This is a genomic window from Sphaerisporangium sp. B11E5 (assembly GCF_039871875.1).
Taxonomy (GTDB): domain Bacteria; phylum Actinomycetota; class Actinomycetes; order Streptosporangiales; family Streptosporangiaceae; genus Sphaerisporangium.
The window spans coordinates 320,293-336,351 of sequence record NZ_JBDPMD010000003.1 but is presented as its reverse complement, the minus strand read 5'-3'; the positions used below and the strand labels follow the sequence as shown (position 1 = coordinate 336,351).

Genomic DNA, 16,059 nt, shown 5'->3' with positions numbered 1-16,059 from the left:
CTCATGTGCACCGTCGCGGACGAGGTGGGGATGAACGCACACCCGCAGGACATCGACCGCCGCTGGCTGAAGCGATTCGGCCGCACCGACGACACAGCGCGGATTCGACTGCTGTGTTTCCATCACGCGGGCGGCAACGCCGGCATGTACCGCCCGTGGCGCCGGCTGCTGCCGCCGGCTGTCGAACTGGTCGCCGTCCAGTTACCGGGCCGCGCCGACCGCTTCACCGAACCGGCCCACGATCGTATGACCAGCCTCGTCCGCGATCTCGTCGACGTACTCAAGCCACTGCTGGACCGGCCGTTCGCCTGCTTCGGCATCAGCATGGGGGCCAGGGTCGCCTGGGCCCTGACGCACACGCTCCGCGTGACGGCGATGCCGCTGCCCACCCGGCTCTACGTGGCGTGCGATCCCGGCCCCGCCACCGATGACGGCACCTGGCCGTGGGAAGGACGGCCCGACGGCGTGGAAGCCCACCTCCGCGAGATGGGCGGCACGCCGCCCGAGGTGCTGGACCAGCCGGAACTGCTGCGGGCCATCCTCCCCACCTTCCGGGCCGACCTGGCGGTGCTCAGCACCCACGACTTCCACCCGCTCACCCCGCTGGACGTGCCGATCCGTGCCTTCGCCGGTGTGGACGACCCCGTCGGCACTCCCGAACGCGTCGCCTCCTGGCGTGCCGAGACCACCGCCGGCTTCCGGCTCCATCACATCGCCGGCGGGCACTTCCTCACCCCCGCCGCTGAGCGCCAGGTCGTCCAGACCATCGTCCAGGACCTCATCTGACCAGCGAAGGGAGCAGAGTGTGAGCAGCGGAAACGTCGAGGACATCTACGAGCTCTCACCGCTTCAGCAAGGCATGCTGCTGCACAGCCTGCACGACGGCGCCGCCGACATGTACCTCAGCCAGCACACGTACGCCGTCGAAGGACCGCTGGACGTCGACGCCCTGGTGAGTGCCTGGGAGGCGGTCGTCGCCGCGCACCCCGGGTTGCGGACGTCGTTCCACTGGCAGGGACTGGACAAGCCGCTGCAGGTCGCGCACAAGCACGTGGCGCTGCCCGTCCACCACCACGACTGGTCCGGCCTCGACCACGCGCGGCAGCGCGAACGGCTGGAGCGCCTGCAGACCGAGGACCGCGCCGCGGGCTTCGACCCCGCGGTGCCGCCGCTCCAGCGGCTGCACGTGGTCCGGCTCGGCGAACGCCGCCACACGCTCATCTGGACCTACCACCACGTGCTGCTCGACGGCTGGTCGATCCCCGTCGTCCTCGACGAGGTCATGGCGTGGTACCGCACGCTGACCGTCGGCACTCCCGCGCCGCGGCCCGTGCCGGCCTACCGCGACTACATCGCCTGGCTGCAACGTCAGGACCTCCAGGAGGCCCGCGACCTGTGGACCAAGGCCCTGGCCGGTGTACGGCCCAGCCTCGTGTCCCGATTCGAGCCGGCGGACCCGCTGCACGGCACCGGGGCGGTCGAGCGCCGCATCGTGGCCCTGCCGGAGACGCTGACCGAAGGGCTGCGTGACGCGGCGGCCCGCCACCGCGTCACGCTCAGCACCATGGTGCAGGCCGTGTGGGCCGTCGTGGTGCAGAGCTACACAGGTCAGCCGGAGGTCACCTTCGGCTGCGCCACCTCCGGCCGTCCTCCCGAGCTGCCGCAGGTCGAGCGGATGGTGGGCCTGTTCGCCAACACGCTGCCGCTGCGGGTCACGGTGCCGGGCGACGGCGATCTCGGCTCGTGGCTGCGCGACCTCCAGGACACCTATGCGGCCATGCGCCGCTACGAGTACGCCCCCCTCGCCGACATCAAGAAGTGGGCCGAGGCGCCGGGACAGCAGCTCTTCGACACGCTCCTCGTGCTGGAGAACTACTCGCTCGCCATCGACGCCGGCTCCGGGGACGCCGCGGCGGACGAGCCGCTGAGGTTCGGCGTCGACACGCTCTACGACAAGATCGACCTGCCGCTGACGCTGACGGTCGCGCCCTCTCCGGTGTCGGAGATGCAGTTGCTGATCCACCGCGACCGGTTCGCCCCCGGCTTCATCGACGACCTGCTCGAGCGGCTGCACCTCACCATGGAAGCGATCATCGCCGCCGAAGGCATCGCCCCGGTCGTGTCGGCGACCGGCCCGCGGCCGGTCCGGCGGACCGAGGAGCCGGTGGCGGCGATGCGCCGGCGGGCGTCGGCACCCGAGCCGCCCGCCACTCCCGAGGAGGAGGCGGTCGCCGCCGTCTACAAGGAGATCCTCGGCCTCACGGACATCGACGTCACGGCCAGTTTCTTCGAGCTCGGCGGTGACTCCTTCGACGCCGTCCGCGCGGTCGGCCGCATCGAAGGCGCCGGCATCGCGACGCTCGCCGCACACCCCAGCGTCCGCGAACTCGCGCAGGCACTCTCCTCCACCGCGGCCGAGCAGCCGGCCACTGAGCTGGACGACGAGATCGCCGAGCTGGAACGGCAACTGGCCGCCAAGCGCGCGGCGAAGGAGCGGCAGGACAGGCCCGGCCGCATGGTGCCGGTGGCGCGCGATCAGGCGTTGCCCTGCACCCAGCAGCAGGAGGGCCTGTGGTTCATGCACCGGCTCGACCCTTCGTCGCCGACCTACCACATCCCGTTCGCGTTGCGGCTGCGCGGCGCGCTGGACGTGGCCTCGTTGGAACGGGTGCTGCTCGCGCTGGTGGTGCGGCACGAGGCGCTGCGCACCAGGTTCGTCGAGGAGGACGGCCTGCCCCGCCAGGTGATCGATGCGCCGCCGCCGGCGTTCTCGCTGCCGGTGACCGAGCTGGACGGCGACACGCTCGGGCGGTGGGCGGCGGACGAGGCGCACCGGCCGTTCGACCTGGCGGCTGGGCCGCTGTTCCGCGCGGCGCTGGCGCGGCTGGGGCCCGACGAGCACGCGCTCGTGCTGGTGGTCCACCACATCGTCGCCGACGGCTGGTCGGCCAAGATCCTCGCCGACGAACTCGGCGCCCTGTACGCCGCCGAGCGCGGTGTGGGGGGGATCGAACTGCCGGAGATGCACCTGCAGCCGGGTGACCACGCGGTGTGGCAGCGTGCCCGGCTCGACGGTCCCGAGATGGACCGGCAGGTGGCTTACTGGCGTGAGGCCCTGGCCGGTCTGCCGACGCTGGACTTCCCGGCGGACCGGCCCCGGCCGGCCGACCCGACCGGTGCCGGCGCGGTGGCCGGCCGCGAGCTGCCGGCCGGTACCGCGGCGGCGGCGCGTGCGTACGCGCTGAAGCACCGGGTGTCGTTCCTGGCGGTGTTGCAGGCGGCGTTGCTGACGGTGCTGCATCGCTATACCGGGCAGGAGGACCTGGTCATCGGGTCGATCTTCTCGGGTCGTACCCGTCCGGAGATCGAGCCTGTGGTGGGTTTCTTCGCCAACACCGTGGTGCTGCGTACCGATGTCGGGGGTGAGCCCACGTTCGCCGAAGTGGTCCGCCGTTGTCACGAGACGGTGCTGGACGCCACCGAGCGCCAGGACATCCCCTTCGCGTTGATCGTCGACGCGCTCCAGCCCGAACGGGTCGCCGGACGCAACCCCCTGTTCCAGATCAGCCTCAGCCTCCAGCCCGCCGGCACCCAGGCCGGCCTGTCACTCGGCGACATCCAGGCCGAGCCGATCGACATCGCCGACGACTACGCGCGCTTCGACATCCTCATCAACGTGGCGGACGCCGGCGGCCGGTCGGAGCTGATGGTCGAGTACTCCACCGAACTGTTCGACGCCGACCGCATCGAACGTCTTCTCGACCACTACGTCGCGGCGTTGGCCAACGGCCTGGCCGAACCCGGCACCGTCGCCGCGGACCTCGACATCATGCCGGCCACCGAACGCCACCAGGTACTCGCGGCATGGAACGACACGGCCGGCGGGCCGCCGGTCGAGCTGGTGCACCGGCTGGTCGAGGCGACCGCCGCCCGTACGCCGGAGGCCGTCGCCGTCATCGACCACGACGGCACGGAATGGACGTACGAGCAGCTCGACGTGGCGGCCAACCAGCTCGCGCACCGGCTGCGCCGGCATGGCGTCGGCCCGGGGGTTCCCGTAGGCGTATGCCTGTACCGAGGCGCCGACATGGTCATCGCGCTGCTGGCCGCCTTGAAGGCCGGCGGGGGATACCTCCCGTTCGAACCCGACCTGCCGCCGGAGCGGCTCGCGTTCATGCTCGCCGACGCCGCTCCGCCGGTCGTCGTCACCCACGCCGCCCACGCGTCCGCCTTCCCCGCCGCGATCACGCTGGACACCGAGCGGGACGCGCTCGCCGCCGAGCCGGCCGGCCCGCCGGACAGCGGCGTCACCGTCGACTCCCTCGCCTACGTGCTCTACACCTCCGGTTCCACCGGCACACCCAAGGGTGTCCTGGTCTCGCACCGCGGTGTCCACAAGCAACTCGCCTGGATGCAGGAGACCTACCGGCTCCAGCCCGCCGACCGTGTGCTGCAGAAGACGCCGTACAGTTTCGACGTCTCGGTCTGGGAGTTCTTCTGGCCGCTCGCCGTCGGCGCCACCCTCGTCGTCGCCGCACCCGGCGGCCACCGCGATCCCGGGTACCTGCATCGGCTGATCGCGAGCGAGGGCATCACCACGGTGCATTTCGTCCCCTCGATGCTGCTGGCCTTCCTCGACGCCGTGCAGGACGGGCTCGACCCCGGCGCGCTGCACAGCCTGCGCCTGGTGTTCGCCAGCGGCGAGGCGCTGCCGCCGGTCGCCGCGCGCCGGTTCCTGGCCGTCTGGCCCGGCGTCGAGTTGCACAACCTCTACGGCCCGACCGAGGCCTCGATCGACGTCACGTCCTGGCGCTGCGAACCCGGCGCCGTCACCGTGCCGATCGGGCCTCCGATCACCAACATGCGGACCTACATCCTGGACGGCCGCCTGCGGCCGGTGCCGATCGGGGTGCCCGGGCAACTGTTCATCGGCGGGCCCGTGGCTCTCGGCTACCTCAACCGGCCGGGGCTCACCGCCGAGCGCTTCCTCGCCGACCCCTACGCCGGCCGCCCAGGCGAGCGCATGTACGCCAGCGGTGACCTGGCTCGCTGGCGGAGGGACGGCGCGATCGAGTACCTCGGCCGCACCGACCGGCAGGTCAAGCTCCGCGGCCAGCGCATCGAACTCGGCGAGATCGAACACGTCCTGGCCCGCCACCCCGCCGTCCGCCACTGCGCCGTGATCCTGCGCGACGACGCCTACCTGGCCGCGTACGTCGTCGCGGAGCCGGACCACGGCGAGCCCGGCCCCGCCGAGCTGCACGAGTACCTGGCGCAGCGGCTGCCCACGTACATGATCCCCACCGCGTGGGTCGCGCTGCCGGAGTTGCCCGTCACCCGCAACGGCAAGCTCGACGTCGCCGCGTTGCCGGCCGTCGCGTCGCCGGCGGCCGAGTACGTGGCACCGCGTACCCCCACGGAGGGATGGCTCGCCGCGGCGTGGCAGGAACTGCTGGAGGTGGAACGGGTAGGCGTCCACGACGACTTCTTCGACCTCGGCGGCAACTCGCTGCACGGCACGCAGCTCATCGCGCGGATCAGGGGCGGCCTGGGCATCGAGCTGGAGCCACGGCACCTGTTCACCAGCCGGGTGCTTGAACAGCTCGCCGCGCGGCTCGACGAGTCCGGCATCACGCGCGCCGCGAGGACGATCGCGCCGGTGGCCGGACATGGTCCGCTGCCGTGCACGCACCAGCAGGAGGGTCTGTGGTTCATGCACAGGCTCGACCCGTCGTCGCCGACCTACCACATCCCGTACGCGCTGGGGCTGCGCGGCGCGCTGGACGTGGCCTCGTTGGAGCGGGCGCTGCTCGCGCTGGTGGGGCGGCACGAAGGCTTGCGCACCAGGTTCGTCGAAGAGCGCGGCCTGCCCCGGCAGGTGGTCGACCCGCCGCCGCCGGCGTTCTCGCTGCCGGTGACCGAGATGGCCGCGGACGACGTCGCGCGGTGGGCCACGGAGCACATCTGCCGGCCGTTCGACCTGGCGGCCGGGCCGCCGTTCCGGACGGCACTGGCCAGGCTCGCTCCCGATCACCACGTACTGGTACTGGTGGTCCACCACATCGTCGCCGACGGCTGGTCGGGCAAGATCCTGGCCGGGGAACTCGCCGCCCTGTACGCCGGCGACCACGCCGCGCTGCCGGAACTGCGCCTGCGGCCGGTCGATCACGCGGTGTGGCAGCGCGGCTGGCTCGACGGCGCCGAGATGGACCGGCAGATGGCCTATTGGCGTGAGGCCCTGGCCGGTCTGCCGACGCTGGACTTCCCGGCGGACCGGCCCCGTCCGGCGCGGCCCACCGGCGCCGGCGCGGTGGCCGCTCGCCGGGTGCCCGACGACACCACGGCGGCGGCGCGTGCGTACGCGCTGAAGCACCGGGTGTCGTTCCTGGCGGTGTTGCAGGCGGCGTTGCTGACGGTGCTGCACCGGTACACCGGGCAGGAGGACCTGGTCATCGGGTCCGTCTTCTCGGGTCGTACCCGTCCGGAGATCGAGCCTGTGGTGGGTTTCTTCGCCAACACCGTGGTGCTGCGTACCGATGTCGGGGGTGAGCCCACGTTCGCCGAGGTCGTCGGCCGTTGTCATGAGACGGTGCTGGACGCCACCGAGCGCCAGGACATCCCCTTCGCGTTGATCGTGGACGCGCTCCAGCCCGAACGGGTCGCCGGACGCAACCCCCTGTTCCAGATCAGCCTGACGCTCCAGCCGGCCAACACCCAGGCCGACCTGACGCTGGGAACCGTGACGACGGAGCCGGTCGAGCTGGGTGGCGGGTACGCGCGGTTCGACGTCGCGATCGACGCGATCGACAACAGGGACGGCCTGGACCTGGTGGCGGAGTACTCCACCGAGTTGTTCGACCCCGGCCGCATGGAGCGCTTCCTCGACCACTGCGTCGCGGCGTTGACCAACGGCCTTGCCGACCCCGGCGCCGTCGCCGAGGACATCGACATCATGTCGGCCACCGAACGTCACCAGGTGCTGCATGCCTGGAGTTCGACGCCCGCCGGAGCCGGTGGCGTCGCGGTGGCCGGGTCAGAGGGAGGGGTGTAGTGGTGCACACCGTTGTCGCCGGTGCGGTGGGCACGTCGGGTCTGTTGCATCAGGTCGTGGCCGGGCATGAGGCGGGTCGTGTGGCGTTCCGTTTCGTGGGTGGTGTTTCGGGGTGTCCGGTTGAGCTGACGTATGGGGAGCTGGGTGGTCGTGCGGGCCGGTTGGCGCGGGCGTTGGGGGAGGTGGGGGTGGGGCGGGGCCGGGTGGTCGGGTTGTTGCTGGAACGCGGTCCGGATCTGCTTGTCGCGCAGCTTGGGGTGATGATGAGCGGGGCGGCGTGGATGCCGCTTGATCCGCGTAATCCGCCGGCCCGGCTGGCTTTCCAGGTGTGTGACGCCGCGGCGCCGTTGCTGCTGACGACCTCGGACCTGGCCGATCTGGCCACCGAGGTCGCCCCCGCCACCGCGATCTGGGTCCTGGACGACCCGCCGCGGCAGGCCGATCTGGCCCGTTTCCCCGAAACGGCGCCGGACATCGACGTCCGGCCGGTCGACCCGGCATACGTGGTCTACACCTCCGGCTCCACCGGCACCCCCAAGGGGGTGCTGACCCCTCACCGGTCGGCGTACACCTACTGCAGGAACGCGGTCGAGCATCACGGTGTCACCGCCGCCGACCGCATCCTCCAGACGGCCAACCCCGCTTTCGACGGCACCGTTTTCGACACCTTCGCCACTCTCCTGGCCGGCGCGACCGTCGTCAGCGCCCCGTTCGCCGTCATCACCGACCCGGCCGCGTTCACCGCGCTCGTCCACTCGGAGCAGGTCACCTTCTCGTTCCTGACACCGACGTTCCTGAGCCTGCTCGATCCCCAGGGGTTCACGGGAAGCGCGTTGCGCGGGTTCGTGGCCGGGGGGGAGTCGCTCGCCGCGGAGGTGCAGGGCCGCTGGTCGCGGCCCGGCTTCGCCCTCCACCACGGGTACGGCCCCACCGAGACCACCGTGGCCTGCATGAACTACGTGTGCCCCGACACACCTGTGCAGGGTCCCGTGCCGATCGGCGCCGCGCTGCCCCATCACCGCGCCTACGTGCTGAACAAGCGTCTGCGGCCGGTGCCGGTGGGGGTGGCGGGGCAGCTCTACATCGCCGGGGCGGGACTGGCGCACGGCTATCTCAACCGGCCCGGGCTCACCGCCGAGCGTTTCCTGCCCGACCCCTACAGCGGCCGGCCGGGGGAGCGGATGTACGCCAGCGGTGACCTGGTGCGCTGGCGGCCCGACGGCCTGCTGGAGTTCCTCGGCCGCACCGACCGGCAGGTCAAGCTCCGCGGCCAGCGCATCGAACTCGGCGAGATCGAACACGTCCTGGCCCGCCACCCCGCCGTCCGGCAGTGCGCCGTCATCATGCGCGACGACACCTACCTGGCCGCGTACGTCGTCGGCGAGACCGACCCCGGCGGCCTGCGCCGGCACCTGGCGGAACGGCTTCCCGCGTACATGATCCCCTCGGTGTTCGTGCCGCTGACGGAGCTGCCGCTGAGCCCCAACGGCAAGCTCGACCTGGCGAGACTCCCCGATCCGGTGCCGGGCGGCAACCAGTACGTCCCGCCCCGTACCGGCACCGAACGCTGGCTGGCCGCGGCATGGCAGGAACTGCTGAAGCTGGAACGCGTCGGCGCCGACGACAACTTCTTCGAGCTCGGCGGCAACTCCCTGCACGGCAGCCAGCTCGCCGCCCGCGTCCGCGAGCAGTTGCGCATCGAACTCGACCTGCGCCACCTGTTCTCCCATCCGGTACTCGCGGATCTGGCCGCGCGGCTCGACGAGTCCGAGATCGCACCCGCGCAGACGCCGATCGTGCCGGTGGCGCGGGACGGGGCGCTGCCGTGCACGCCGCAGCAGGAAGGGCTCTGGCTCCTGCAGTCCATGGATCCGTCGTCGTCGATGTATCACATCGCGTTCGCCCTGGCGCTGCGCGGCGCGCTCGATGTCCCCGCCCTGGAGCGGGCCCTGCTCGCGCTGGTGGTGCGGCACGAGGCGCTGCGCACCAGGTTCGCCGAGGAGGACGGCCTGCCGCGCCAGGTGATCGACCCGCCGCCTGCGACGTTCTCGCTGCCGGCGGACCCCGTCGAGGCCGGCCAGGTCGAGTCGTGGGTGACCGAGTGGACGACGCGGCCGTTCGATCTGGCGGCGGGGTCGCTGTTCCGCGCGGCGCTCGCGCGGCTGGGGCCCGACGAGCACGTGCTGGTGCTGGTGGTCCACCACATCGTCGCCGACGGCTGGTCGGCCAAGATCCTCGCCGACGAACTCGGCGCCCTGTACGCCACCGAGCGCGGCATACGAGGAGCAGAACTGCCGGCGATGTCCCTGCAGCCGGTCGATCACGCGGTGTGGCAGCGCGGCTGGCTCGACGGCGCCGAGATGGACCGGCAGATGGCTTACTGGCGTGAGGCCCTGGCCGGTCTGCCGACGCTGGACTTCCCGGCGGACCGCCCCCGGCCGGCCGACCCCACCGGTGCCGGCGCGGCCGCCGACCACCAGGTCCCGGCAAGCACCGCGGCGGCGGCGCGTGCGTACGCGCGGACGCATCAGGTGTCGTTCCTGGCGGTGTTGCAGGCGGCGTTGCTGACGGTGCTGCACCGGTACACCGGGCAGGAGGACCTGGTCATCGGGTCGATCTTCTCGGGTCGTACCCGTCCGGAGATCGAGCCTGTGGTGGGTTTCTTCGCCAACACCGTGGTGCTGCGTACCGATGTCGGGGGTGAGCCCACGTTCGCCGAAGTGGTCCGCCGTTGTCATGAGACGGTGCTGGACGCCACCGAGCGCCAGGACATCCCCTTCGCGTTGATCGTGGACGCGCTCCAGCCCGAACGGGTCGCCGGACGCAACCCCCTGTTCCAGATCAGCCTGACGCTCCAGCCGGCCAACAACCAGGCCGACCTGACGCTCGGCGACGTGGCCGCCGAACCGCTGGACGCGGCCGCACGTTCCGCGCGGTTCGACGTCGCGATCGACGCGATCGACAGCGGGGACGGCCTGGACCTGGTGGTGGAGTACTCCAGCGAGTTGTTCGACCCCGGCCGCATGGAGCGCTTCCTCGACCACTACGTCGCGGCGTTGACCAACGGCCTTGCCGACCCCGGCGTGGTGGCCGAGGACATCGACATCATGTCGAGCAGTGAGCGGCAGCAGGTGCTGCATGCCTGGAACCCGGCCGTCGCGGTGGCCGGGTCAGAGGGAGGGGTGTAGTGGTGCACACCGTTGTCGCCGGTGCGGTGGGCACGTCGGGTCTGTTGCATCAGGTCGTGGCCGGGCATGAGGCGGGTCGTGTGGCGTTCCGTTTCGTGGGTGGTGTTTCGGGGTGTCCGGTTGAGCTGACGTATGGGGAGCTGGGTGGTCGTGCGGGCCGGTTGGCGCGGGCGTTGGGGGAGGTGGGGGTGGGGCGGGGCCGGGTGGTCGGGTTGTTGCTGGAACGCGGTCCGGATCTGCTTGTCGCGCAGCTTGGGGTGATGATGAGCGGGGCGGCGTGGATGCCGCTTGATCCGCGTAATCCGCCGGCCCGGCTGGCTTTCCAGGTGTGTGACGCCGCGGCGCCGTTGCTGCTGACGACCTCGGACCTGGCCGATCTGGCCACCGAGGTCGCCCCCGCCACCGCGATCTGGGTCCTGGACGACCCGCCGCGGCAGGCCGATCTGGCCCGTTTCCCCGAAACGGCGCCGGACATCGACGTCCGCCCGGTCGACCCGGCATACCTAATGTACACCTCCGGCTCCACCGGCACCCCCAAAGGGGTCCTGATCTCTCACGGGTCGGCGTACACCTACTGCAGGAACGCGGTCGAGCAACTCGGCGTCACCGCCGCCGACGTGCTCCCGCAGGTGGCCAACCCCGCCTTCGACGTCACGGTCTTCGACACCTTCGCCACTCTCCTGGCCGGCGCGACCGTCGTCAGCGCCCCGTTCGCCGTCATGACCGACCCGGCCGCGTTGACCACGCTCCTGCGAGCGGAGAACGTCACCGTCGCCTACATCCCCCCGGCGGTCCTGGGCCTGCTCGACCCGGCACACCTGACCGGCAGCCGGCTCCGCGCCGTCCTGTGCATCGGTTCTGTGCTCGGCGTCGAACTGGCCAACCGCTGGTCGCGGCCCGGCCTCGCCCTGCACAACGGGTACGGCCCCACCGAGGCCACCGTCATCTGCACCAACTACGTGTGCCCCGGCACACCTCTGGAAGGCACGGTGCCGATCGGCGCCGCGCTGCCCCACCAGCGCACCTACGTGCTGAACAAGCGTCTGCGGCCGGTGCCGGTGGGGGTGGCGGGGCAGCTCTACATCGCCGGGGCGGGACTGGCGCACGGCTATCTCAACCGGCCCGGGCTCACCGCCGAGCGTTTCCTGCCCGACCCCTACAGCGGCCGGCCGGGGGAGCGGATGTACGCCAGCGGTGACCTGGTGCGCTGGCGGCCCGACGGCCTGCTGGAGTTCCTCGGCCGCACCGACCGGCAGGTCAAGCTCCGCGGCCAGCGCATCGAACTCGGCGAGATCGAACACGTCCTGGCCCGCCACCCCGCCGTCCGGCAGTGCGCCGTCATCATGCGCGACGACACCTACCTGGCCGCGTACGTCGTCGCGGAACCGGGCCACGACGACCCCGACCCCGCCGAGCTGCGCGAGCACCTGGCACACGCCCTCCCCACGTACATGATCCCCACCGCGTGGGTCGCGCTGCGCGCGCTGCCGTTGACCCCGAACGGCAAGCTGGACGTCGCCGGGCTCCCGGACCCGATGCCGGACACCAAGGAATACGTACCGCCACGTACCGGCACCGAACGCTGGCTCGCCGCGACCTGGCAGGAACTGCTGGCCGTCGAACACGTCGGCGCCGACGACAACTTCTTCGACCTCGGCGGTACCTCCCTGCACGGCACGCAACTCGCCGCCCGCGTCCGCGAAGACCTGGGCATCGAACTCGACCTGCACCACCTGTTCACCGAGCCGGCGCTCGCGGACCTGGCGGCGCTGCTCGACGCGTCAGAGGCCGCACCCGCGCAGACGCCGATCGTGCCGGTGGCGCGGGACGGGGCGCTGCCGTGCACGCCGCAGCAGGAGGGGCTCTGGCTCCTGCAGCGGTTGGGCCCGTCGTCGATGTACCACCTGTCGTTCGCCCTGGCGCTGCGCGGCGCGCTCGACGTGCCCGCGCTGGAGCGGGCCCTGCTCGCGCTGGTGGTGCGGCACGAGGCGCTGCGCACCAGGTTCGCCGAGGAGAAGGGCCTGCCGCGCCAGGTGGTCGACCCGCCGCCCGCGGCGATCTCGCTGCCGGTGGAGCGGGTCGAGGCCGGCGGGGTCGAGTCGTGGGTGAGCGACTGCATGACGCGGCCGTTCGATCTGGCGGCGGGGTCGCTGTTCCGCGCGGCGCTCGCGCGGCTGGGGCCGGACGAGCACGTGCTGGTGCTGGTGGTCCACCACATCGTCGCCGACGGCTGGTCGCTGCGGATGCTGGCCGACGAGCTGTCCCTGGCGTACGCCGCCGAGCGCGGTGCGGGTGCGGCCGAGCTGCCGGAGGTGTCCCTGCAACCCGGCGACCACGCGGTGTGGCAGCGCGACCGGCTCGACGATGCCGAGATGGATCGCCGGCTGGCTTACTGGCGTGAGGCCCTGGCCGGTCTGCCGACGCTGGACTTCCCGGCGGACCGGCCGCGTCCGGCACAACCCACCGGCGCCGGCGCGGCCCTCAACCGCCGGGTGCCCGACGACACCGCCGCGGCGGCGCGCGCGTACGCGCGGACCCACCAGGTGTCCTTCCTGGCGGTGTCGCAGGCGGCGCTGCTCACCGTGCTGCACCGCTACACCGGGCAGGACGACCTCGTCCTCGGGTCCATCTTCTCCGGCCGTACCCGCCGTGAGATGGAACGCATCGTCGGTTTCTTCGCCAACACCGTGGTGCTGCGCACCGATCTCGGCGGCGAGCCCACCTTCGCCGAGGTCGTCCGCCGCTGCCACGAGACGGTGCTGAACGCCACCGCCCACCAGGACGTGCCGTTCGGAGTGATCGTCGACGCGCTCCAGCCCGAACGGGTCGCCGGCCGCAACCCCCTGTTCCAGGTCAGCCTGACGCTCCAGCCCGCCGGCAACCAGGCGGATCTGTCGCTCGGCGACGTGGCCGCCGAGCCCCTGGACGCGGCCGGCCGTTCCGCGCGGTTCGACATCGGGATCGAGATGACGGACGCGCCGGACGGCATGTGGGTGTCGATGGAGTACTCCACCGAGTTGTTCGACGTCGGCCGCATGGAGCGCTTCCTCGACCACTACGTCGCGGCGTTGACCAACGGCCTTGCCGAGCCCGGCGCCGTCGCCGAGGACATCGACATCATGTCGGCCAGTGAACGTGACCAGGTGCTGCATGCCTGGAACGCGGCGGGTGCCGCCGCCGCGACCGGGTCAGGAGAGGGAGGAGCGTAGCGGTGCACACCGTTGCCACCGGTGCGGTCGGCACACTCGGCCTGCTCCATCAGGTCACGGCCGGGCATGACGCGGGTCGTGTCGCGTTCCGGTTCGCGGGCGGCCCCACGGGTGAGCCGCCGGTCGAGCTGACCTACGGCGGGCTGGGCCGGCGTGCCGGCCGGTTGGCGCACGCGTTGCGGGAGGCGGGGGTGGGGCGGGGCCGGGTGGTGGCGTTGCTGCTGGAACGCGGCCCGCATCTGCTCGTCGCGCAGCTCGCGGTGATGATGAGCGGGGCCGCCTGGATGCCGCTGGACCCGCGCAACCCGGCGGCCCGGCTGGCCTTCCAGGTCGGCGACGCCGCGGCGCCGTTGCTGCTGACGACGTCCGATCTGGCCGCCCTGGCCACCGAGGTCGCCCCCGCCACCATGACCTGGACCCTGGACGACCCGCCGTGGCAGGTCGATCTGGCCGGCCACCCCGAGACGGCGCCGGACGCCGGCGTCCGGCCCGACGACCCGGCGTACCTGATCTACACCTCCGGCTCCACCGGCATCCCCAAAGGGGTGCTGGTCTCCCACAGGTCGGCGTACACCTACTGCCGGAACGCGGTCGGACAGCTCGGCGTCACCGCCGCCGACGTCGTCCCCCAGGTGGCCAACCCCGCCTTCGACGTCACGATCTTCGACACCTTCGCCACTCTCCTGGCCGGCGCGACCGTCGTCAGCGCTCCTTTCGACGTCATCACCGACCCGGACGCGTTGACCACGCTGTTGCGGGAAACCGGCGTCACGATCGCCTACATCCCCCCGACGGTCCTGGCCCTGCTGGACCCGGCGCGACTGGACCAGAGCCGGCTCCGCGCGATCCTGTGCGCCGGCACGGTGCTCGGCGTCGAACTGGCCAACCGCTGGTCGCGGCCCGGCCTCACCCTGTACAACGGCTACGGCCCCACCGAGGCCACCGTGATCTGCACCACCTACGTGTGCCCGGACACGCCGCTGCGGGGTACGGTACCCATCGGCACCGCCCAGCCCCACCACCGCGCCTACGTCCTCGACAGGCGCCTGCGGCCGGTGCCCGTCGGCATCTCCGGCCAGCTCTACATCGCCGGCGCCGGCGTGGCCCACGGCTACCTCAACCGGCCCGGGCTCACCGCCCAGCGTTTCCTGCCCGACCCCTACGGCGGCCGGCCAGGCCGGCGGATGTACGCCACCGGCGACCTGGTGCGCTGGCGGCCCGACGGGCAGCTCGAATACCTCGGCCGTACCGACCGGCAGGTCAAGCTCCGCGGCCAGCGCATCGAACCCGGCGAGATCGAACACGTCCTCACCCGGCACCCCGCCGTCCACCGATGTGCCGTCGTGCTCCGCGACGACGCCTACCTCGCCGCGTACGTCGTCGGGGACGCCGACCCCGGTGTCCTGCGCCGGCACGTGGCAGAACACCTTCCCACGTACATGATCCCCTCGGTGTTCGTGACGATCCCCGAGCTGCCGCTGAACCCCAACGGGAAGCTCGACGTCGCCAGGCTTCCCGACCCGGCGCCACACGCCAAGGAATACGTCCCGCCCCGCACCGACACCGAACGCTGGCTCGCCGCGACCTGGCAGGAACTGCTCGGGGTGGGACGGGTCGGCGCCGACGACAACTTCTTCGAGCTCGGCGGCAACTCCCTGCACGGCAGCCAGCTGACCGCTCGCGTACGCAAACACCTGCGCGTCGAGATCACGACACGCCACCTGTTCACCAACCCGGTCCTGGAACGGCTCGCCTCCCGGCTCGACAGCGGCGACGCCGACGGCGCCGCACGTTCCGACGACGCCGCGGCGCTGCAGCCGGAAGGCACGCAGCCGCCGCTGTTCTTCGTGCACCCCGTCGGCGGCTCGGTGGCCCAGTACGTGCGCCTGGCGCCGTTGCTCGGCGCCGACCAGCCCTTCTACGCGATCGAGGACCCCGGCCTGCGTGGCGGCACCAGCGCCGGTGACGTGCCCGGGCGAGCGTCCGAGTACATAGAGATCATCCGTCGGGTGCGGCCGAGCGGGCCGTACCGCCTCGGCGGCTGGTCCCTCGGCGGCGTGATCGCCCTGGAGATGGCCAGGCAACTGGCCGACGCCGGCGAGCACGTCGCGATCGTCGTCGTGCTGGACAGCGGCCTGCCGGGCGACCCCGGTGTCCCGGGCGACCTGGAGGTGCTTTCCGCCTTCGTGCGCGACCTCACCGGCATCGCCGGGGTACGGCCACCGGATCTCGATCCTGAGTCGTTCCGGCACCTGGCCCGGGACGCGCTGGAGGAGCAAGCGATGGCGGTGCTCGACGACGCCGGCCTGGTCCCCGCGGGCACACGTGACGAGATCCGGACACGGATGCGGTTGTTCGCCGCCAACACCAGGGCGATGTTCACGCACCGGCCGCGCGGATACCCAGGTCGGCTGGTGCTGGTCAGTGCGGCCGCGAGCGCCGCCACGGACCCCGCCGCGTGGCAGGCGCTCTGCGCGGCCTTCGAGCATCGCACCGTACCGGGCGACCACTACAGCATGTTGCAGCAGCCCCACCTGGAGGAACTCGCCGCCGTGCTGCGCGACTGCCTGCGCGAGGGGCAGGAGCGATCGTGACGCTGTCCCACCTCCGA

Annotated in this window: 5 protein-coding genes; all 5 read left to right on the top strand. The window is 72.0% G+C overall.

The features are described 5' to 3' along the window. Positions 1–3: 3 nt before the first annotated feature. From ABGB17_RS05250 to ABGB17_RS05230, 5 genes are read left to right on the top strand one after another with little or no spacing between them, the layout of a single operon-like run. Positions 4–786 carry a thioesterase domain-containing protein gene (locus ABGB17_RS05250; RefSeq protein WP_347626631.1) on the top strand — a complete coding sequence of 261 codons (783 nt, stop codon included), beginning with the start codon at positions 4–6 and terminating at the stop codon, positions 784–786. Between the two features lie 19 nt (positions 787–805). Then, entirely contained in the window at positions 806–7,051 is a 6,246-nt protein-coding gene (locus tag ABGB17_RS05245) for an amino acid adenylation domain-containing protein (RefSeq protein WP_347626630.1), read from the top strand. After that, positions 7,051–10,239, top strand: coding sequence for an amino acid adenylation domain-containing protein (locus ABGB17_RS05240; protein ID WP_347626629.1), 3,189 nt, complete (start codon positions 7,051–7,053; stop codon positions 10,237–10,239). Before ABGB17_RS05245 ends, ABGB17_RS05240 begins: the two co-directional genes overlap by 1 nt. Beyond that, the gene (locus tag ABGB17_RS05235; protein WP_347626628.1) at positions 10,239–13,448 is read left to right on the top strand and encodes an amino acid adenylation domain-containing protein; all 3,210 of its coding nucleotides are present in this window, start codon (positions 10,239–10,241) and stop codon (positions 13,446–13,448) included. The genes ABGB17_RS05240 and ABGB17_RS05235 overlap by 1 nt, the downstream gene beginning before the upstream one ends. 2 nt (positions 13,449–13,450) lie before the next feature. Then, entirely contained in the window at positions 13,451–16,042 is a 2,592-nt protein-coding gene (locus tag ABGB17_RS05230; protein WP_347626627.1) for an amino acid adenylation domain-containing protein, read from the top strand. The last annotated feature ends 17 nt before the right edge of the window (positions 16,043–16,059 follow it).

What these genes read in the sequence shown, in the direction of transcription:
- ABGB17_RS05250 (WP_347626631.1), top strand. Translation starts at nt 4, where the DNA reads ATGTGCACCGTCGCGGACGAGGTGGGGATGAACGCACACCCGCAGGAC.